Annotated in this window: 15 protein-coding genes; 8 read left to right on the forward strand and 7 right to left on the reverse strand. The window is 73.2% G+C overall.

Going from position 1 to position 18,025, the window contains the following annotated elements; translation table 11 throughout:
* Positions 1-12: 12 nt before the first annotated feature.
* Positions 13-906, reverse strand: a complete 894-nt coding sequence (locus ACZ6I3_RS35915) for an NAD(P)H-binding protein (protein ID WP_469420447.1) — start codon at positions 904-906, stop codon at positions 13-15.
* Between the two features lie 105 nt (positions 907-1,011).
* On the opposite strand from ACZ6I3_RS35915, the gene ACZ6I3_RS35920 reads away from it, so the two are divergent.
* On the forward strand, positions 1,012-1,953 hold the full coding sequence (locus tag ACZ6I3_RS35920) for a LysR family transcriptional regulator (RefSeq protein WP_469420517.1): 942 nt from the start codon (positions 1,012-1,014) through the stop codon (positions 1,951-1,953).
* Positions 1,954-2,057: 104 nt separating this feature from the next.
* Positions 2,058-2,507 carry a DUF7144 family membrane protein gene (locus ACZ6I3_RS35925; protein WP_469420449.1) on the forward strand — a complete coding sequence of 150 codons (450 nt, stop codon included), beginning with the start codon at positions 2,058-2,060 and terminating at the stop codon, positions 2,505-2,507.
* Positions 2,508-2,520: 13 nt separating this feature from the next.
* On the opposite strand, the gene ACZ6I3_RS35930 is transcribed toward ACZ6I3_RS35925, so the two are convergent.
* Positions 2,521-3,102, reverse strand: coding sequence for a potassium channel family protein (locus tag ACZ6I3_RS35930; RefSeq protein ID WP_469420451.1), 582 nt, complete (start codon positions 3,100-3,102; stop codon positions 2,521-2,523).
* 162 nt (positions 3,103-3,264) lie between these two features.
* Here ACZ6I3_RS35930 and ACZ6I3_RS35935 point away from each other — a divergent pair, with 162 nt between their 5' ends.
* Positions 3,265-4,896, forward strand: coding sequence for an MbnB/TglH/ChrH family RiPP precursor modification enzyme (locus ACZ6I3_RS35935; protein ID WP_469420453.1), 1,632 nt, complete (start codon positions 3,265-3,267; stop codon positions 4,894-4,896).
* 16 nt (positions 4,897-4,912) lie between these two features.
* Here ACZ6I3_RS35935 and ACZ6I3_RS35940 read toward each other — a convergent pair whose 3' ends face one another.
* The 3 genes from ACZ6I3_RS35940 to ACZ6I3_RS35950 all read right to left on the reverse strand — a co-directional run bounded on the left by ACZ6I3_RS35940 (position 4,913) and on the right by ACZ6I3_RS35950 (position 9,490).
* Positions 4,913-6,391 carry an APC family permease gene (locus tag ACZ6I3_RS35940; RefSeq protein ID WP_469420455.1) on the reverse strand — a complete coding sequence of 493 codons (1,479 nt, stop codon included), beginning with the start codon at positions 6,389-6,391 and terminating at the stop codon, positions 4,913-4,915.
* Entirely contained in the window at positions 6,388-7,959 is a 1,572-nt protein-coding gene (locus ACZ6I3_RS35945; RefSeq protein ID WP_469420457.1) for a GMC family oxidoreductase, read from the reverse strand. Before ACZ6I3_RS35945 ends, ACZ6I3_RS35940 begins: the two co-directional genes overlap by 4 nt.
* Positions 7,960-8,023: 64 nt before the next feature.
* Positions 8,024-9,490 (reverse strand): aldehyde dehydrogenase family protein, encoded by a 1,467-nt coding sequence (locus ACZ6I3_RS35950; protein ID WP_469420459.1) that lies wholly within the window; start codon positions 9,488-9,490, stop codon positions 8,024-8,026.
* A gap of 384 nt (positions 9,491-9,874) precedes the next feature.
* On the opposite strand from ACZ6I3_RS35950, the gene ACZ6I3_RS35955 reads away from it, so the two are divergent.
* The 3 genes from ACZ6I3_RS35955 (at position 9,875) to ACZ6I3_RS35965 (ending at position 13,179) form a co-directional block, all read left to right on the forward strand.
* Positions 9,875-10,597 carry a DUF4142 domain-containing protein gene (locus ACZ6I3_RS35955; RefSeq protein WP_469420462.1) on the forward strand — a complete coding sequence of 241 codons (723 nt, stop codon included), beginning with the start codon at positions 9,875-9,877 and terminating at the stop codon, positions 10,595-10,597.
* A gap of 86 nt (positions 10,598-10,683) precedes the next feature.
* Positions 10,684-11,454 (forward strand): TIGR04222 domain-containing membrane protein, encoded by a 771-nt coding sequence (locus ACZ6I3_RS35960; protein ID WP_469420464.1) that lies wholly within the window; start codon positions 10,684-10,686, stop codon positions 11,452-11,454.
* Between the two features lie 114 nt (positions 11,455-11,568).
* Complete coding sequence (locus tag ACZ6I3_RS35965; RefSeq protein ID WP_469420466.1) at positions 11,569-13,179, forward strand: alpha/beta hydrolase; 1,611 nt, start codon at positions 11,569-11,571, stop codon at positions 13,177-13,179.
* Here the strand turns inward: ACZ6I3_RS35965 and hemQ are convergent, their stop codons facing one another.
* Positions 13,180-13,911: a hydrogen peroxide-dependent heme synthase gene (gene hemQ / locus ACZ6I3_RS35970; RefSeq protein ID WP_469420468.1), complete on the reverse strand. Its 732-nt coding sequence runs from the start codon at positions 13,909-13,911 to the stop codon at positions 13,180-13,182. It abuts the gene before it with no gap.
* A 4-nt stretch (positions 13,912-13,915) separates the two neighbouring features.
* Complete coding sequence (hemG, locus tag ACZ6I3_RS35975; protein WP_469420469.1) at positions 13,916-15,379, reverse strand: protoporphyrinogen oxidase; 1,464 nt, start codon at positions 15,377-15,379, stop codon at positions 13,916-13,918.
* 158 nt (positions 15,380-15,537) lie between these two features.
* Here hemG and ACZ6I3_RS35980 point away from each other — a divergent pair, with 158 nt between their 5' ends.
* Positions 15,538-16,545 carry a DUF4349 domain-containing protein gene (locus tag ACZ6I3_RS35980; protein ID WP_469420470.1) on the forward strand — a complete coding sequence of 336 codons (1,008 nt, stop codon included), beginning with the start codon at positions 15,538-15,540 and terminating at the stop codon, positions 16,543-16,545.
* Between the two features lie 27 nt (positions 16,546-16,572).
* Complete coding sequence (locus ACZ6I3_RS35985) at positions 16,573-17,970, forward strand: FAD-dependent oxidoreductase (protein WP_469420472.1); 1,398 nt, start codon at positions 16,573-16,575, stop codon at positions 17,968-17,970.
* The last annotated feature ends 55 nt before the right edge of the window (positions 17,971-18,025 follow it).

Raw genomic sequence — 18,025 nt, forward strand, 5'->3', positions numbered from 1 at the left:
GGGCGAGTGGGGTCAGCTCTGGACGACGGGCTTGAGGGTCTCGGCGCACCACCGCGCGAACGTGGTGGGGGTCGCGGTGTCCGGGGTGCGGACGGCACCGGCGTCGAGGCCGTCGTCCTTGGCCCGCTTCATGTCGGCGACGCCCCGGACGAACGCCTCGTCGAGGCCGTGGCCGGCGAGGGTGGCCCGCAGGTCGTCGAGCGACTGGCGTTCGTAGCGCACGGGACGGCCCAGCTGCTCGCTCATGATGCGGGCGAGATCGTCGGGAGAGACGTCCTCGGGGCCGAGCACCGGGATGCTGTCCGTGCCGGTCCAGGAGCGGTCCAGCAGCAGGCGGGCGGCGACGGCGGCGATGTCGGCGACCGCGACGAAGGGGGCCTTGCGGTCGGCGGCGACGGTATCGGTGAAGACGCCCTTCTCGCGGATCGACTCCGCTTCCTCCAGGAGGTTCTCGAAGAACGACGGGTTGGCCAGGGCCCGGTAGGCGACGCCGGTGCCCGCGATGAGGTCGTCCATGGCCAGGGAGGCGGTGACGAGTCCGGCGCGGTCGGCGACCGGGGTGCCGCGGCCGAGCGCGGAGACGCCGACGACGTGGCCGACGCGGTGGGCGGCGAGCGCCTCCGTGGCGGGGAGGCTGAACCCGGAGTAGGCGTCGTGCGGGGGCAGGGACGAGTCCGGCGGGACGAGCCAGAAGACGGCGTCCGCGCCGTCGAAGGCCCGGTCGACGACCTCGGCGTCGCCGTGCGAGCCGGTGATCACCTCGACGCGGTCGCGCACGGTGCCGGGGAGCCGGGCGGGGTCGCGCACGACCACCCGCAGTTCCTCGCCCAGGGCTGGGGCGGAATCCAGGAGCAAGGGCAGCAGGTGGCGGCCGATGTTCCCGGTGGGAGCAGTGATGACGATCATGGAGAGCCTCACGGATCGGGTGCCGGATCGGTGATCCTCATCCTCCGGAGACCAACACCGTTGCCACAATGGGAACTTCAGCAAGGGATCATTGCCCGGAATGGAATTACTCTGGTGAACAGCCCGGACCCGGCCATCGACGCGAATCTCGCCGTGGCACTGCACGCCCTGCTCGACGAGCAGAGCGTCACCCGCGCCGCCGCCCGCCTGCACACCTCCCCCGCGGCCATGAGCCGCACCCTCGCCCGCCTCCGCCGTCTCCTCCAGGACCCCCTGCTGGTCCGGGCGGGGCAGGCCATGGTCCCCACCCCCCGAGCCCAGGCGCTGCGTGACGAGGCCGCCGCGGTGGTACACCGCCTCGGGGCACTGCTCGGCCCCGGCTCCGAGGCCGACCCCGCCACTCTGCGCGGCACCTTCTGCCTCCAGGCCTCCGACCTGGTCGCCGCGGCGCTGGCCCCCGGGCTGCTGCGCCTGGCCCGGGAGGAGGCACCGGGCATCTCGTTGCGGCTGCGGGCCGAGGAACTGGAGGCCGGGCCGGCCCTCCGCGACGGCCGGATCGACCTGGAGATCGGATCGATCGACCACGTCGATCCCGAGACCCGGGTCGAGGAACTCGTCACGCTGCGGATGGTCGCCGCGGTCCGGGACGGTCATCCCCTCGCCCGGGAGACCCTGACCCCGGACCGGCTCGCCGCCGCCGAGCACGTCGTGGTCAGCCGCCGCGGCCGGTTCACCGGGCCCCTCGACACCGCCCTGGCCGAGCGCAATCTCCGCCGCCGGGTCACCGCCGTCCTCCCCAGCCACCTGGCCGCGCTGCACCTCGCCGCCCGCAGTGACGTCGTCTGCCTCGTCCCCGCCGCGCTGCCCGGCGCCCCGCCGTCGCCCCTGACCGAGGCCGCCACCGCGCTCGGCCTCGGCCTGCTCGATGTCCCCGTGCCGCTGCCGCCCCTGGCCATCGGCATCGCCTGGCACCCCCGCCACGCCGCCGACCACGCGCACCGCTGGCTCCGCGACGCGGTCCGCCGGACCGTTCGCCCGGGTCCCTGACGGAGCCGCGGCTCCGCGTCCACCCGTTCGGCGCAGCCGCGGGCGCGCCGGTCGCGGGCGGGTGCTCCAGTGGGGTTACCAGACATCCGATCCAGGAGGCAGCCATGACCAGTGCCGCGCCCCCTCCCCCCGCTCCGCCCGCCCCCGACAACGCGCCCGGCGACCGGGGTGACGGCGACCCGTTGGCGGCCGGTGGCCTCACTCTCGGCGGCACCCTGATGGTCGTCTACGGCCTCTTCGCGGTGCTCCAGGGCATCGCCGCGATCGCGAACGACGAGGTGTACACGAGCTTCGGCGAGTACGTCTTCGCGTTCGACCTGACCGCGTGGGGCTGGATCCATCTGGTCGTCGGGGTGCTCGTGGTGGTGGCCGGGTTCGGTCTGTTCACCGGCGCCCTGTGGGCGCGGGTCGCCGGCGCCTGCGTGGTCGGGCTGGCACTGATCGCGAACTTCATCTGGCTGCCGTACCAGCCGTTCTGGTCGATCATCATGATCGTGACCGGTCTGTTCGTGCTGTGGTCGGTGTTCAACTACCGCGCCTCCCGCCCGGCGTAGCCGCCGTCCGGGTTCAGGAGGACGACGGCGGCGGACGCCGGTCGCGCTGGGCGACGACCATGTGCAGATGGCGCGTCAGCGCGGTGGCCGCCGCCGTGAGGAAGACGAACGTGTACACGATCTGGACGACCGCCACCATGCGGGCCTCCTGCCCGCTCGGGGTGATGTCGCCGTAGCCGACGGTCGCGAGCGTGACGACGGTGAAGTACAGCGCGTCGACCCGGGTGCGCAGGCCGGTGAACTGGCCCGGCTGCTGGGCGAGCGCGTAGTAGCCGGACGAGAAGACCAGCACGGCCAGGCACATCAGCAGCGAGATCACCAGGCCCGACCGGGTGTGCGGCTTCTCCAGCACGATGTCGCGCACCTGACGCAGCAGCAGCGCGGCCACCAGCCCCAGGCACAGGACGAACAGCGGCCAGCCCAGCCAGGGGCGGTCGGCGGCGAGGCCCTCCAGCGGGAGCAGGAAGTAGGCCGTGCCCCCGGCCAGGACCAGGGCCCCGGCACCGGCCCACAGCGACCGGACCACGGCCGGATGCCCCGGGTCCCGTCCGCGCTTTCGCGCGGGGTGGTGCGCCTGCTCGCTGCCGTCGCGCATACGTCCGGTCTACGACGCATCAGGGGGTGGCGCGAGCCCGGTGCCTCCGTCGGTGAACCTCAAATATTCCTCTGAAGCCGTCGGTGGCAGGGTTCGGGGCCGGGCGGCTGGGCCATACCCCCCTCACGTTCGAGGATCGGGCCGTGCGGAGGAGGGGGACGAATGGAGCGACTGGGGACAGGCATCGGGTGGCGGCCGGAGATCGCGGACGCCGTGGAGCGCATGCCGGGGATCGACTGGGTCGAGGCCGTGGCCGAGAACGTCTGTCCCGGGCACCTGCCCGAGTCGCTGGAGCGGCTGCGCGAGCGCGGCGTCACCGTGGTGCCGCACGGTGTCTCGCTGGGCCTCGGGGGCGCGGACCGGCCCGACGAGGACCGGCTGGCCGCGCTGGCCGAGCGGGTGGAGGCGCTCGGCTCGCCGCTGGTCACCGAGCACATCGCGTTCGTCCGGGCGGGCGGTGCGCTGACGGCGTCCCCGCGCCTGGAGGCGGGCCATCTGCTGCCCGTTCCCCGGACCCGGGACGCCCTCGACGTCCTCTGCGAGAACGTCCGCATCGCCCAGGAGTCGCTTCCGGTGCCGCTGGCCGTCGAGAACATCGCCGCGCTGATCTCCTGGCCGGGCGAGGAGATGACGGAGGGCCAGTTCCTGTACGACCTGGCCGACCGTACGGGGGTCCGTCTCCTCATCGACGTGGCCAACCTGCACACCAACCACGTCAACCGCGGCGAGGACCCGGCCAAGGCCCTCGCCGAGCTGCCCCTGGAGGCCATCGCCTACGTCCATGTCGCGGGCGGCTTCGAACGCGACGGCGTCTGGCACGACAGCCACGCCCACCCCGTCCCCCGGCCGGTCCTCGACATCCTGACCGACCTCGCCTCCCGCGTCTGTCCCCCGGGCGTCCTCCTGGAACGCGACGAGAACTTCCCGGAACCGGCGGAGCTGGAGCACGAACTGGGCTCGATCCGACGGGCACTGGAGACGGGCGCGGTCGAACGCGTGAAGACACGGCTCCTGGAAGCGGGCAGCGCGGCCACGCGCCGGGCGGGGGCGTTCGGACCCGGGAACGGCGAGGCGCTCGGGGCAGCGGACCCGTCCGGGCGGACCCGGGAGGCCCGGCGCGCGGAGGGCGAGCAGCTGGCGGGGGGCGACACCGAGGGGCCCGGCAACGAGCCCCAGGACGCCGAGGGCCGGCCGCGCGCCGACGCCGGACGACCCAGCGAAGAGACCCGGGCCACCGAAGACCAGCCGCACGCCGACGCCGGACGACCCAGCGAAGAGACCCGGGCCACCGACGGCCGGCTGCTCGCCGGTGCCGGGGTGCGGGGCCATGAGACCGGGGCGGTCGGGGCGACACGGGGCGCCTTCGACCTGCCCCACCCCGGTGCACGTGAGCGGGTGGGGCTGGCGCAGGCCGCGTTGCTGTCCGCGCTGGTCGCGGGGACGCCCGTGCCCGAGGGGTTCGACCGGGTACGGGTCGGCGTGCAGGCGCGGGCGCTCGCCGCGAAGCGGGCGGATGTCGTGGGGAAGGTCGCGCCCGAGCTGCCGGTGATCCTCGGAGCGGACTACCGCACCGCCTTCCTCGGCTACGCCCAGACCCACCCGATGACCGACGGCTACCGACGCGACGCCCTCACCTTCGCCGAGCACCTGCTGTCCGCCGGGCGGCCCGGGGACGCGCAGTCGCGGCGGGAACTACGGGAGTGGTGGCTGGAGCGGTCGGGGCCCGCGCCGCGTTCCCGGCGTCCGGTCCACCGACTCGCTCGCGCCACGCGCAGGGTCCTGCTGCGGCGTTGAGGAGAGCCCTCTACCTCTACCTCTTGGCAGCCTGCTTCTCCGGTACCGCGTCGCCCGCCGGAGCATCGCCCCGGCCATAGTGGTGCGTCGTGAACATGTAGAGCAGGCCGCTCCCCAGCACCACGCCGCCGCACAGCAGGACGATCCAGTTCTCCCACCAGGCCTTCTCCGGGCTACGGGCCCAGCAGATGTTGATGATGGCGAGGATGCCGTAGGCCAGCGCGGCGATGTTCACCGCGAGGCCCCAGCGGCCCAGGGTGAACTCCCCCGCCGGTTTCCAGCCCTTGAGCCGGGCTCGCAGCGCGGCCAGGACCACCATCTGGAACGAGCCGTAGATGCCGAGGATCGCGAAGGAGACGATGTTGGTGAGGGCGTCCTCGGAGAGCAGTGAGGCGAAGGCGATGATCAGCGGCACCGCCGCGGACACGAACAGCGCCCAGCTCGGCACCGCACGGGCGTGGACGAACCGCCGCAGCAGCCGGTGCCCGGCGATCATCTCGTCACGGGCGTAGGAGTAGATGAGCCGCCCGGCCGCGGCCTGGAGGCTGATCGTGCAGGACAGGAAGGAGATCAGCACCACGGCCATCACCATCCGCGCCCCGGTCTCACCCATCGCGTCGTACAGGATGTCCACCACCGGGTCGGCCTGCTCGCCCGAGATGATCGCGTTGAAGTCCGTGACCGACAGCAGCAGCGACATACAGGTGAACGTGGCCGCCGCCCCGCCGATGTAAATGGTGCGGCGCATCGCGCGGGGGATGACCCGGCCCGGGTGGGCGACCTCCTCGGCGGTGTCTCCGCACGCCTCGAAGCCGTAGTACTGGTAGAGGCCGATGATGCCGGCTGCCAGGAACGCCGGCAGGTAGGAGCCGTCTCCCTCGACGCCGTAGGTGTCGAAGATGACGCCGAGGCCTTGGTGGCGGTGGGTGGACAGCAGGTAGACGCCGACGACGAGGGCGCCGATGAGCTCGCCGGCGAAACCGATGAGCGCCGCCGTCGACAGTGCCTTGGTGCCCATGTAGTTGACGAGGATGGCGACGACGATGAGCACGGCGGTGCACAGCACGGTGGTGTGCACGGTGGCTCTGAAGCCGAAGAGGATGGCGATGTAGGGGCCGGCGCCGTACGCGACGGAGGTGATGGTCACCAGCAGCGCCCACATGTACACCCAGCCGGTCATCCACGCCCAGCGCTTGCCCCACAGCCGCCGGGCCCAGGGGTAGACGCCGCCTGCGATCGGGTACTGGGCGACGATCTCCCCGAAGATCAGCGCGACGAGGAACTGGCCGCAGCCGGCGACCAGGAACGCCCAGATCATCGGCGGTCCGCCGTCGGCGATCGCGATGCCGAAGAGGGTGTAGGTGCCCACCACCGGGGAGAGGTAGGTGAAGCCGAGGGCGAAGTTGGCCCAGGGGCTCATGTCCTTGCGGAACTCCGAGCCGGGCTCCCCTCCCGGGGTGCCGGCGGCCGGTGCGGGAGGCGGTGCGGCGGTCACTGTCCGGCCCTCCGCTCCGCGGCCGGGGTGCGGCCGCTGATCAGGTCGGCGGCGCGTTCGGCGGTGAGCAGGACGGTCACCATGGGGTTGATCGTGGGCATGGTCGGGAAGATCGACGCGTCGACGATCCGCACGCCCTCGAAGCCGCGCAGTCTCAACTCGGGGTCGCAGACGGCCAGCGGATCGTCCGGGGCGCCCATGCGGCAGGTGCCCGCGGGGTGGTAGACGGTGTGTGCCACGCGGCGGCCGTACTCCGACAGGTCGGCGTCGGAGACGACGTCCGGGCCGGGCGCGACCTCGCGGACGAGCCAGTCGCTCAGCGGGGCGGTGGCGGCGACCTCGCGGGCGATCTTCAGACCGTCCACGATGGTGCGCTCGTCGTGGCCCTCCGGGTCGGTGAAGTACCGGAAGTCCAGGGCGGGGTGCTCGGCGGGGTCGGCGCTGCGCAGCCACATGCGGCCGGTGGACCGGGCCCGGGGCACATTCGGCGTCATGCAGACGCCGTGCTGCGGCACGGGGTAGCCCAGGCGTTCGGTGTTGACGGTGAACGGCACCTGGTAGAAGTGGAACATCAGGTCGGGGCGCGGCCCGCTCTTGTCGCGGCGCAGGAACAGTCCGGCGTCGGAGTCCATCGCGGAGTTGGGCGGCAGCGGGCCGTCGGTCTCCCAGACGATCACGGACTCGGGGTGGTCGAGCAGGTTCTCGCCGACGCCGGGCAGGTCGGCCCGTACGTCGATGCCCAGCTTGCGCAGGTCGTCGGCCGGGCCGATGCCGGAGAGCATCAGCAGGCGGGGGGTGTCGACGGCTCCGGCGCAGAGCAGGAGTTCGCGTTCGGCGCGCACGGTGGCGGGTTGCCCGTCGGCGCCGCGGACGGCGACCCGGGTCAGCCGTCCCGCGTCGTCGGTGAGCAGCTGGTGCGCCCAGGTCTCCAGGAGGAGCGTGAGGTTGGGCCGGTCCATGATCGGGTGGAGGTAGGCGACGGACGCGGAGGAGCGCAGATTGCCCTCCGGCTCGTAGGCCAGCGAGAAGAAGCCGGTGCCGTCGGCGAAGGGTTCGGCGTTGAAGTCGTCGACGACGGGCACGCCGAGGGCGCGGGTGGCCGCGGTGACGAAGTCCTTGGCGATGGGATTGCGGTCGGCCTCGGCCACCGGGACGATCTGGGTGCGCAGCCGGTCCCGGTAGGGGAGGATCGTCGCCGGGTCCCAGCCGGGGCAGCCCCGGGCCACCCAGTCGTCGAGGTCCTGCGGCAGCGGCAGGAAGCTGATCAGGGTGTTGTGGGAGGAGCAGCCGCCGAGCACACGGGCCCGTGAGTGCAGGATGTGGGAGTTGCCGCGCGGCTGTTCGACGGTCTTGTAGCCGTAGTCGTACTCCGAGTCGAGCAGGTTGATCCAGTTGCGCAGGCGCAGGATGCGCTCGTCGCCGACATCGCTGGGGCCGCCCTCGATGACGCAGACGCGGCAGTCGGGGTCCTCGCTGAGCCGGGCGGCGAGCACGCAGCCGGCGGTGCCGCCGCCGACGATGACGTAGTCGTAGGCGGACTCGGCGCCGTGCGCGGTGGTGGGGGCCATGCGTGCCCTGCTTTCTTTGTCGTTCGGTGCGCCGCGGGCGGGCGGGCGCTGTGCTGCCGGAAGGTCAGCCCTTGAACCAGCCGGAGGGGGCGGGGGCGAGGTTCTGGTAGATGTGCTTGGCCTCCTGGTACTCGCGCAGCCCGGTGGGGCCGAGTTCGCGCCCGACGCCGGAGCGGCCGAAGCCGCCCCACTCGGCCTGCGGCACATAGGGGTGGAAGTCGTTGATCCACACGGTGCCGTGCCGCAGCCGCTGCGCCACGCGCTGGGCGCGGCTCGCGTCGGAGGTCCACACGCCGCCGGCCAGGCCGTAGCGGGTGTCGTTGGCGAGTTCCACGGCCTCGTCCTCGGTGCGGAAGCGCTCCACGGTGACGACCGGGCCGAAGACCTCCTCCTGGACGATGCGCATGGACCGGTCGCAGTCGGCGAAGATCGTCGGCAGCAGGAAGAAGCCGCGGCTCAGGGCGGGGTCGTCGGGGCGGGTGCCGCCGGTGACGAGCCGGGCGCCCTCTTCCCGGCCGATGGCGATGTAGCCCTCGACCTTCTCGCGGTGCTCGGCGGAGCTGAGCGGGCCGCTCTCGGTGCCCTCCTCCAGGCCGCTGCCGAGCCGGATCGCCCGTGCGCGCTCGGCGTAGGCCTCGACGAACCGGTCGTGCAGGGAGTCCTCGACGAGCAGGCGCGAACCGGCCGAGCAGACCTGCCCGGAGTGCAGGAACGCGGCGTCCAGCGCGTAGTCCACGGCGGCGTCGAAGTCGGCGTCCGCGAAGACGATGTTGGGGTTCTTGCCGCCCAGTTCCAGGGCGATGTTCCTCGGCCCCTCGGCGGCGCTGGCCATGATGGACCGTCCGGTGTTGAGGCCGCCGGTGAAGGACACCAGGTCGACGTCGGGGTGGCTGGTCAGGGCCGCTCCGACGGTCGCCCCGGAGCCCAGCACCAGGTTGGCGACGCCGGGCGGGGCGCCTGCCTCCTCGATGAGCCGGATCATGGCGATGGTGGTGAGCGGTGTGGTTTCGCTGGGCTTGAGGACGAAGGTGTTGCCCGCGGCCAGCGCCGGGGCCACCTTCCAGGAGGCCTGGAGCAGCGGGTAGTTCCAGGGGGCGATGAGCGCGCACACGCCGATCGGCTGGTACACGACGCGGCTGAGGACGTCCGGGCCGACGTCCACGACCCGGCCGCCGTCCTTGCCCGCGAGTTCGGCGAAGTAGCGGAAGGCGCCCGCCACATCCTCCACGTCGATACGGGCCTCGGTCAGCGTCTTCCCGGTGTCGAGCGTCTCGGTGCGGGCGATGTCCTCCCGGTCGCGCAGCAGCAGGTCGTGGACGCGCATCAGCAGGTCGGCGCGGCGGCGGGAGGGGGCGTTCGCCCAGTCCTCCTCGGCGAAGGCGCGCCGGGCGGCGCGTACGGCGCGGTCGACGTCACCGGCGTCGGCCTCGTCGACGGTGGTGACGACCGAGGCGTCGTAGGGGTTGACCACCTCCCGCCGTCCACCGGCCGTTGCCTGTGTCCACTCGCCGTCGATGTACAGCTCACCCACCGCGGGGCCTCCTTCGCATCCGGCCGGTGCCGATCGGCTCGACGGTCAGCAACATGGCCCATCGGGCGGTCGGCGGCCACGGGGCACACCGCCGCGACGGCGTCCGGGCGGCCCAGAGGACCCGGGTGGGCTAGTCGCCGGGCCCCGCGCGTGCGCGCCCGAGTGTGCCGGGACTAACACCCGGGTCGGGTCCGCCGGGGCCCGCGGGTCGGTATGGGCCCGTTTGCGCAGATAGGCCCCTCGACGCGCCTCCCCCAGTCGTCCCGCACTGTCCCCGATGCAACCATTCGCCCCTGTACGGCGGTTGGCGTAGACCCCGCCGTACCATGGCGATTCCGCACCCGAAGCGCACTAGCGTGCGGTGCCGTACCAGGAGGCACCACCATGCGACCCCGACCCCCCGTCAAGGGCCGAGGCATCGTCAGCGGCACGGGGCTCATCGTCACGTGCCTCGCGGCGACGCTCGCCGCGCTGGTCTTCTCGCTCTGGCCGTACCCCGGCCGGCCGGGGACGGCGCCGGACGTGCCGCGCGTGCAGACGCTGCGGACTAGCTACGGCCCGCTCTCCGCCCTCGACCAGGACTTCCTCGTCAAGGTGCGGCTGGCCGGGCTGTGGGAGCCGGCCGCGGGGCGGCAGGCGCGGACGAAGGGGACCACCCCGGCCGTACGGACGGCCGGCAGGCGACTCGTCGAGGGGCACCGGTTCCTGGACGAGCGGGTCCGCGGTGCCGCCGCCCAGCTGAACCTCACCCTGCCGGACGCGCCCGGGGACCAGCAGAAGCAGTGGCTGGCCACCCTGGACGAGGCGCGGGGCGCGGAGTACGACCGGCAGTTCGCCACCGTCCTGCGGCTGTCCCAGGGTCAGGTGTTCCCGGTCGTCGCCCAGGTCCGCGCGAGCACCCGCAACTCCCTGGTGCGCGCCCTCGCCGACGACGCCACCACGACGGTCCTCGACCACATCAAGGCCCTGGAGGCGACGGGCGACGTCGACTACGACACCGTGGCCCGCGACATGGCCACCGGCGGCACTCCCTCGCCCCCCGCTCCGGCCTCGGCCCCGTCCCAGTCGCTCCCGCCGCCCGCCTTCCGCCCGCCACCGGGGCAGTGAAACGGAACGTCACATACCGACAACACTCCATCCTGATGGTGAACGAGGCATGGTGCTTTCGGGACCGTGTCACATACAAACAACATATGCTCTGGGCTTTTCTCCTGCTGACGGCCTGGGCCGTGGCGGGCACGGCGTGCACACGGCTGTGCCTGGCCGCCGTGCGCGCCGCGGCCGGTGACACGGACACCGGCCGGGTCCATGAACTCACCCTGTACGAGGCCGCGTTCCTCTCCGGCGGCCCCCGGCGGGTCGCCGACGTGACCCTCGTCGCCATGGCACGTCAGCGGCGCCTGCTGCTGGCCCACACCGGCTGGGCGACCGTCGTCGATCCGCGCGGGCGGGACGCGATGGAGCGGTCGGTGATAGGGGCCATCGGCCCCGAGGGCCAGTCCCGGATCGCACCGGTGCGGGCCACCGCCGCCACGGCGGAGGCGGTGCGCGGGATCGCCGACGGGCTGGTGCGCGCGGGCCTGGCGGTGCCCGACAGCGCCCGTACGACGGTCGCGGCGGGAGTCCGGCAGGTGCGCGCGGCGGCGGTCGCCGTGCTCGGTCTCGGCGTCGCCGCGCTGCTGACGCCCGCCCCGCCGGACATGCCGCGCCACCTGGTCGCCCTGTGGTTCGCACTGCCGCTCGCACTGACCCTGAGCTGCCTCGCCGTCGCGCGAGTCGAGATCCACCCGTACTCGCGCTGGGCCTCCCCGGCGGGTCAGCGGCTGCTCGGCGCACTGGCCCGGAACGCGGACGGCGGCGCCGACGACCGTACGTACCTCACCTCCGTGGCCGTACGCGGGGTCCGCGCGATCGGCGAACCGGAGCTGCGCGCCGCCTTCGCGCACCGCGAGGCACACGACTGACGGACCGGGGGCGCACGGGAGCATTGACGCCGACACCGGCGGACGGTGCTTGCCTTCCTCAATCGCCGCACCAAACATCCCTTTTGTCGCCACCGTGCACCGAAGGGAAACGCGATGAGAGCCGCCCTCCTCTACTCGGCAGCGGGGTCCTTGCTGTTGAGCACCCTGACCGCGGCCCCGGGCATCGAGGGCCGGTCCGCCGCGCCCGAGTCGCACGGCACCGCGGTGGCCGCCGCGCGCGCGAAGGCGGCCGGTGTCCGGTTCGGGCCGTGCGACGACGCGCAGGACCTGCCGGGCGGCATGCGGTGCGGCACGGTGACCGTCCCGCTGGACTACGCGCAGCCGAACGGCCGACAGATCCGACTCGCCGTCAGCCGGACCCGGGCCACGCGGAAGGACCCGCACAACAGCAAGCGCGAGGTCCGCCGGCAGGGCGCCCTGGTCTACAACCCCGGCGGGCCCGGCGCCACCGGCCTGTACTTCCCGATCGTCGGGCTGCTCCCCGAGTGGAAGCGGCTCGCGGCCGCCTACGACCTCATCGGCTACGCCCCGCGCGGCGTCGGCCCTTCCGCGCCACTGTCCTGCCAGGACCCCGAGCGGTTCTTCAAAGCGCCCACCCAGGCGCAGACGCACCCCTCTCCGGCGTTCAAGAGGGAACGCATCGCGCAGGCGAAGGCGTACGCGCGCGGCTGCGCCGAGCGGGCCGGCAGCGCGCTGCGGCACTACCACTCGCTGAACAACGCCCGCGACCTGGACGTACTGCGCGCCGCGCTCGGCGAGACGCGGCTGACGTTCCTGGGCTCGTCGTACGGCACCTACCTCGGGGCCCTGTACGCGACGCTGTTCCCCGCGCACGTACGGCGGATGGTGTTCGACTCGGTCGTCGACCCCGACCCGGCGGAGATCTGGTACCGCAACAACCTCGCCCAGTCGGCGGCGTTCGAGGGCCGCTGGCGGGACTTCCGGAGGTGGGTCGCCCGGCACGACGGCGTGTACGGGCTGGGCAGGACCGCGCGGGAGGTACAGCGCCGCTACGAGCGTGCGAACGCGCGGCTGACCGCCGAGCCGGCCGGCGGGAAGGTCGGGCCGGGGCAGTTGCAGGAGGCGTTCCTACAGGCCGGGTACTACGACGACCAGTGGCCGCTCCTCGCGCACGCGCTCTCGGCGTATCTCAAGGGCGATCCCAAACCGCTGGTCGAGCAGGCGAGCCGGTATCCGGAAGCGGCCGCCGAGGCGGAGAACACCCACGCGGTGTACCTGGCCGTCGAGTGCAACGACGCCCCCTGGCCGACGGACTGGAGGGTGTGGGACCGGGACAACACCCGGCTCGCCCGGACGGCACCGTTCGAGACCTGGGACAACGTGTGGACGAACCTGCCCTGCGCCTACTGGCGGGGACCGCGGCAACGGCCGCTCGACGTCGGCACGGCGCCGGGCGAACTCCCGCCGACGCTGATCCTGGCCGCCGAGCGGGACGCCGCCACGCCCTACGACGGCGCCCTGGAACTCCGCCGCCGCCTCGCGGGCTCGGTCCTGGTGACGGAGCGGAACGCGGGCGCGCACGGCCTGGCGGGCGGTCCGAACGCCTGCGTCAACGGCCACCTGGAGGCGTACCTGCTGGAGGGCCGGCTGCCGGGGCGGAGCGCGCAGTGCGCACCGCACGCCGAACCCGAGCCGCGTGCGACGGCCCCGGAGAAGCCCGGGGCCGAGCGACGGCGCCGCTGATCAGGCCAGACCGGCGACCAGTTCGGCGACGTCCTTGCGGCGGCCCGTGAAGAACGGGACCTCCTCGCGGACGTGCATACGGGCCTCGGAGGCGCGCAGGTGACGCATGAGGTCGACGATGCGGTACAGCTCGTCGGCCTCGAAGGCGAGGAGCCACTCGTAGTCGCCGAGGGAGAACGAGGCGACGGTGTTGGCGCGCACGTCCGGGTAGCCGCGGGCCATCTTGCCGTGGTCGGCGAGCATGCGGCGGCGGTCCTCGTCGGGCAGCAGGTACCAGTCGTAGGAGCGCACGAAGGGGTAGACGCTCACGTAGTTCCGGGGCGTCTCGTCGGCGAGGAACGCCGGGATGTGCGCGCGGTTGAACTCGGCGGGGCGGTGCAGCGCCATGTTCGACCACACCGGTGTGAGCGCGCGGCCCAGCTTCGTGCGGCGGAAGAGGTTGTACGCCTCCTGCAGCGCGTCGCTGGTCTCCGCGTGCCACCAGATCATGACATCGGCGTCGGCGCGCAGGCCCGAGACGTCGTACGTGCCGCGGATCTTCACGTCCTTCGCGGCGAGCTGGTCGAACAGCTCCTGGACCTCGTCGGCGTACCCGGCGCGGTCCTCGGGGAGGACGTCCTTCAGCTTGAAGACGGACCAGAGCGTGTAGCGGATGACCTCGTTGAGGTCCTTGGCCAGCTTGCCCTTGTTCGGGATCCTGCCGGTCTCGGGGGTGGAGGCGTCGTTGCTCATGTCCTCATTCTCCTGCTCCGCCGTGCAGGCTCTGCACCGGGTGGGCGGTGAGCTCCTCCACACCTCGCAGGTCACCGTGGATCTGGTCGACGGCGGCATGGGCGCTCGCGATGCAGGCCGGGATGCCGACGCCGTCGTACGGGGCGCCGCACACGGCGAGCCCGGGCAGTCCGGCGATGTGCTCGCGGACGCGGGCCACGCGCGCGTGGTGGCCGACCGGGTACTGGGGCAGGCCGTCGTCCCAGCGGGTGACGCGGGTTTCGACGGGTGTCGCGTCCAGGCCGGTCGCCGCCTTCAGGTCGCGCCGGGAGACGGCCACGAGGTCGGTGTCGTCGCGCTGGAGGATCTCCGTCTCGCCGTACCGGCCGACGGAGGTGCGCAGGACGAGCAGGTCGGGGTTCTCGTCGTCGATCCAGCCCCATTTCCGTGAGGCGAAGGTCGATGCCTTGATGGTGTGCCCGTCGACCGGCGGCACCAGGAAGCCGCTGCCGTCGGGCAGGGCCGCCTCGGCGCGGCGGTAGGCGAGGGTGACCAGGGCCATGGAGGCGTACTCGACGGCTCCGAGTTCGGCGGCGGCCCCGGGGCTGTCGGTACGCAGAAGGGTGGCGGCGGCCGGGGCGGGGACGGCGACGACCACCGCGTCCGCGTGCCACACGTGCACACCGGAGACGACCCGCCACCCGCCGTCCGTCGGGGTGCGGCGCAGCTCCGTCACCGGCGTCCCGGTCAGGATCTCGCCCCCGCGGGCCCGGACCGACTCCGCCACCGCGAGGGGCAGGGTGCCCACTCCGCCCCGGAGGCCCATGAACACCGGGCCGGTCTGCTGGGCGGCGGCGGCCTTCGCCTGGATCTCGCGGACCCCCTCCGTCAGGGAGGTGTGGCCCCGGGCGGCCTCGAAGAGCTGGGGTACGGCCGAGCGCATCGAGATGCGGTACGCGTCGCCCGCGTACACGCCGCCCAGCAGGGGCTCCACCAGGCGGTCGACGACCTCGCGGCCCAGGCGCTCCGCCACGTACTCCCCGACCGCCACGTCGTCCCCGACCTCGGTGCGGGGCAGCTCGGCGTCGAGCTCGATGCGGGCGAGGCCCTCGTCGGACAGCAGGCCGGACAGGGCGGCGGCGGTGCCGGGGACGCCCATCACATGCCCCTTGGGCATCGGGCGCAGTGCGCCCCGGGTCCAGATCGAGGCCGTGGCGGTGGCCGGGGGCTGGAGGCGGTCGGTGAGGCCCACCTCGCGCGCGAGCGCCACCGCCTCGGGGCGGCGGGCCAGCATCGACTCGGCGCCCAGGTCCACGCGCGCGCCCGCGATCTCGCCGGGCAGCAGCTTCCCGCCGACCCGGTCGGAGGCCTCCAGCACGGTCACCCGCGCCCCGCGCTCCAGCAGCCGGTGTGCCGCGGCCAGGCCCGCGATGCCGGCCCCGATGACGATGACGTGTCCCGTGCCCGCACGGGCTTGACCTTCGCGCATGTATCCAGCCTCTCAGACCCCGCTGACAGTGCCGCCGTGCCCCGGTGTCCCGGACGAGTCCCGACCGTGACCGCATCGGAACCGTCCCGGACCAAACGTCCGGCGCCGCCCGGGCGTCGAAGAAGCGTCAGCGGAATCGAACCCCGGGGGAAGCCCACATGCGCACACGACGACCCGCACGCCACCCCGCCCCGGCTCTGGCCGCCGTCCTGCTGGCCGCGGCCCTCGCGCTCACCGGATGCAGCGGCGCGGGCGAGGACTCCGCCGGCAGCTCCGCCGACCGCGGAGTCGCCGCCCCGCAGGCCGACGGCAAGGCGGGCGACACGTCCGGCGCGAACGAGGCCGCGCCAGGCGCCGCGGGAAGCGGAGCCCGGGCGACCGCCCCGCCGAAGCTCACCGCGAACCACATCATCCGCACCGCCTCGCTGACCGTGCGGGTCAAGGACGTCCCGAAGGCCCTGGACGAGGCCCGCACCGGCACCGAGAACGCGGGCGGCTACGTCGGCAACGAGACCACCACCCGGGACGGGGAGGGACACGAGCGGACCCGGGTCGTGCTGCGTGTGCCCGTCGAGAAGTACGACGAGGTCCTCGCCGAGCTGGAGGGCGCCGGCAAGCTCCTCGACCGCAGCGCCAAGGCCGAGGACGTCACCGACCAGGTCGTGGACGTGGAGAGCCGGATCAAGTCGCAGCGCGCGAGCGTGGCCCGGATCCGCGAGCTGATGGACCAGGCCACCAAGCTGAGCGACGTGGTGACCCTGGAGGGCGAGCTGAGCACCCGTCAGGCCGACCTGGAGGCGCTGCTGGCCCGGCAGACGTCCCTGAAGGACCGCACGAGCCTGGCCACCATCACCCTCTCCCTGTCCGAGACCCCGGTGAAGAAGAAGGAGGCGAAGGACGACGACCCGGGCTTCGTGGACGCGCTCGCGGGCGGCTGGAACGCGTTCGTGACGATGCTGCGCTGGCTCGCGGTGGCCCTCGGCGCGGTCCTGCCGTTCGCCGCGGTCGCGGCCCTGATCACGCTGCTGTGGCTGCGTGTCGTCCGCCCCCGCCTCCCGCGCCGCCCGCGGCCCGCGTCGCCCGCGATCAGCGCGCTGGGCCCACTGCCGACGGCCCGCCCGGCCCCGGAGTCGGCGCAGCCGCGCACGCCCGGCGAGCAGGACTGAAATGCCCTGCTCCCGTAGCGTGTTCGCATGAGCATGAGCCGTACGCGGGGTACACGGGAGCGACTGGTCGTGATCGGCGGTGACGCCGCGGGGATGTCCGCGGCGTCACAGGCACGCCGGCTGAACAAGCCCGACGAACTGGAGATCGTGGCGTTCGAGCGCGGCAACTTCACGTCGTACTCGGCGTGCGGCATCCCCTACTGGGTGGGCGGCGACGTCCCGGACCGGGACCGGCTCATCGCCCGCACTCCCGAGGAGCACCGCGCGCGGGACATCGATCTGCGGCTGCGCACCGAGGTCACCGAGATCGACCCCGACGGGCAGCGGGTACGCGCGCGTGACGTCGGCTCCGGTGCCGAGTCCTGGACGTCGTACGACAAGCTCGTGATCGCGACCGGTGCCCGGCCGATCCGGCCCGACCTGCCCGGGATGGACGCGCCCGGGGTGCACGGGGTGCAGACGCTGGACGACGGCCAGGCGCTGCTGGACACGCTGGCACGCACGCGTGGCCGTCGCGCCGTGGTCGTGGGGGCCGGGTACATCGGCGTGGAGATGGCCGAGGCACTCATCAACCGCGGCTACGAGGTGACGGTCGTCAACCGCGGCAGCGAGCCCATGTCGACCCTCGACCCCGACATGGGCCGCCTGGTGCACGAGGCCATGGAGGGCCTGGGCATCAGGATGGTCAACGACGCCGAGGTCACCGGGATCCTGACCGGCGAGGACGGACGGGTACGCGCGGTGGCCACGAAGGACCGCGACTTCCCGGCGGACGTCGTCGTGCTCGGCATCGGCGTACGCCCCGAGACGACGCTCGCGAAGGCGGCGGGCCTCCCGCTCGGCACGCACCGGGGTCTGCTCACCGACCGCTCGATGCGAGTGCGCGGGTACGAGAACATCTGGGCCGGCGGCGACTGCGTCGAGGTCCTCGACCTGGTCTCCGGCCAGCAACGGCACATCCCGCTCGGCACCCACGCCAACAAGCACGGCCAGGTCATCGGCACCAACGCGGGCGGCGGCTACGCCACCTTCCCCGGCGTGGTCGGCACGGCCGTCAGCAAGGTCTGCGACCTGGAGATCGCGCGCACGGGACTGCGCGAGAAGGACGCCCACCGCGTGGGCCTGCGCTACGAGACGGTCACCATCGAGTCGACCAGCCGCGCCGGCTACTACCCGAACTCCTCGCCCATGACGGTCAAGATGCTCGCCGAACACCGCACGGGCCGCCTCCTCGGCGTCCAGATCGTGGGCAGGGAGGGCGCGGGCAAACGCGTCGACATCGCGGCGGTCGCCCTCACCGCGGGCATGACGGCGGAACAGATGACGACCCTGGACCTCGGCTACGCCCCACCCTTCTCCCCCGTCTGGGACCCGGTACTGGTAGCGGCCCGCAAGGCGGCGGCGAAAGTCCGCGAGACTTCATAGGGCGGCGGGGCAATGCCCTTCTGTTAAGGGGCGCGGGGAACTGCGCGAGCAACCA

This window comes from Streptomyces sp. NPDC041940, from assembly GCF_055589465.1.

Bases quoted from the DNA above. Each gene is read 5' to 3' on its own strand.
- ACZ6I3_RS35915 (WP_469420447.1), bottom strand. From the start codon at position 906: ATGATCGTCATCACTGCTCCCACCGGGAACATCGGCCGCCACCTGCTG.
- ACZ6I3_RS35925 (WP_469420449.1), top strand. From the start codon at position 2,058: ATGACCAGTGCCGCGCCCCCTCCCCCCGCTCCGCCCGCCCCCGACAAC.
- ACZ6I3_RS35930 (WP_469420451.1), bottom strand. From the start codon at position 3,102: ATGCGCGACGGCAGCGAGCAGGCGCACCACCCCGCGCGAAAGCGCGGA.
- ACZ6I3_RS35935 (WP_469420453.1), top strand. From the start codon at position 3,265: ATGGAGCGACTGGGGACAGGCATCGGGTGGCGGCCGGAGATCGCGGAC.
- ACZ6I3_RS35945 (WP_469420457.1), bottom strand. From the start codon at position 7,959: ATGGCCCCCACCACCGCGCACGGCGCCGAGTCCGCCTACGACTACGTC.
- ACZ6I3_RS35955 (WP_469420462.1), top strand. From the start codon at position 9,875: ATGCGACCCCGACCCCCCGTCAAGGGCCGAGGCATCGTCAGCGGCACG.
- ACZ6I3_RS35960 (WP_469420464.1), top strand. From the start codon at position 10,684: ATGCTCTGGGCTTTTCTCCTGCTGACGGCCTGGGCCGTGGCGGGCACG.
- ACZ6I3_RS35965 (WP_469420466.1), top strand. From the start codon at position 11,569: ATGAGAGCCGCCCTCCTCTACTCGGCAGCGGGGTCCTTGCTGTTGAGC.
- hemQ (WP_469420468.1), bottom strand. From the start codon at position 13,911: ATGAGCAACGACGCCTCCACCCCCGAGACCGGCAGGATCCCGAACAAG.
- hemG (WP_469420469.1), bottom strand. From the start codon at position 15,379: ATGCGCGAAGGTCAAGCCCGTGCGGGCACGGGACACGTCATCGTCATC.
- ACZ6I3_RS35980 (WP_469420470.1), top strand. From the start codon at position 15,538: ATGCGCACACGACGACCCGCACGCCACCCCGCCCCGGCTCTGGCCGCC.
- ACZ6I3_RS35985 (WP_469420472.1), top strand. From the start codon at position 16,573: ATGAGCATGAGCCGTACGCGGGGTACACGGGAGCGACTGGTCGTGATC.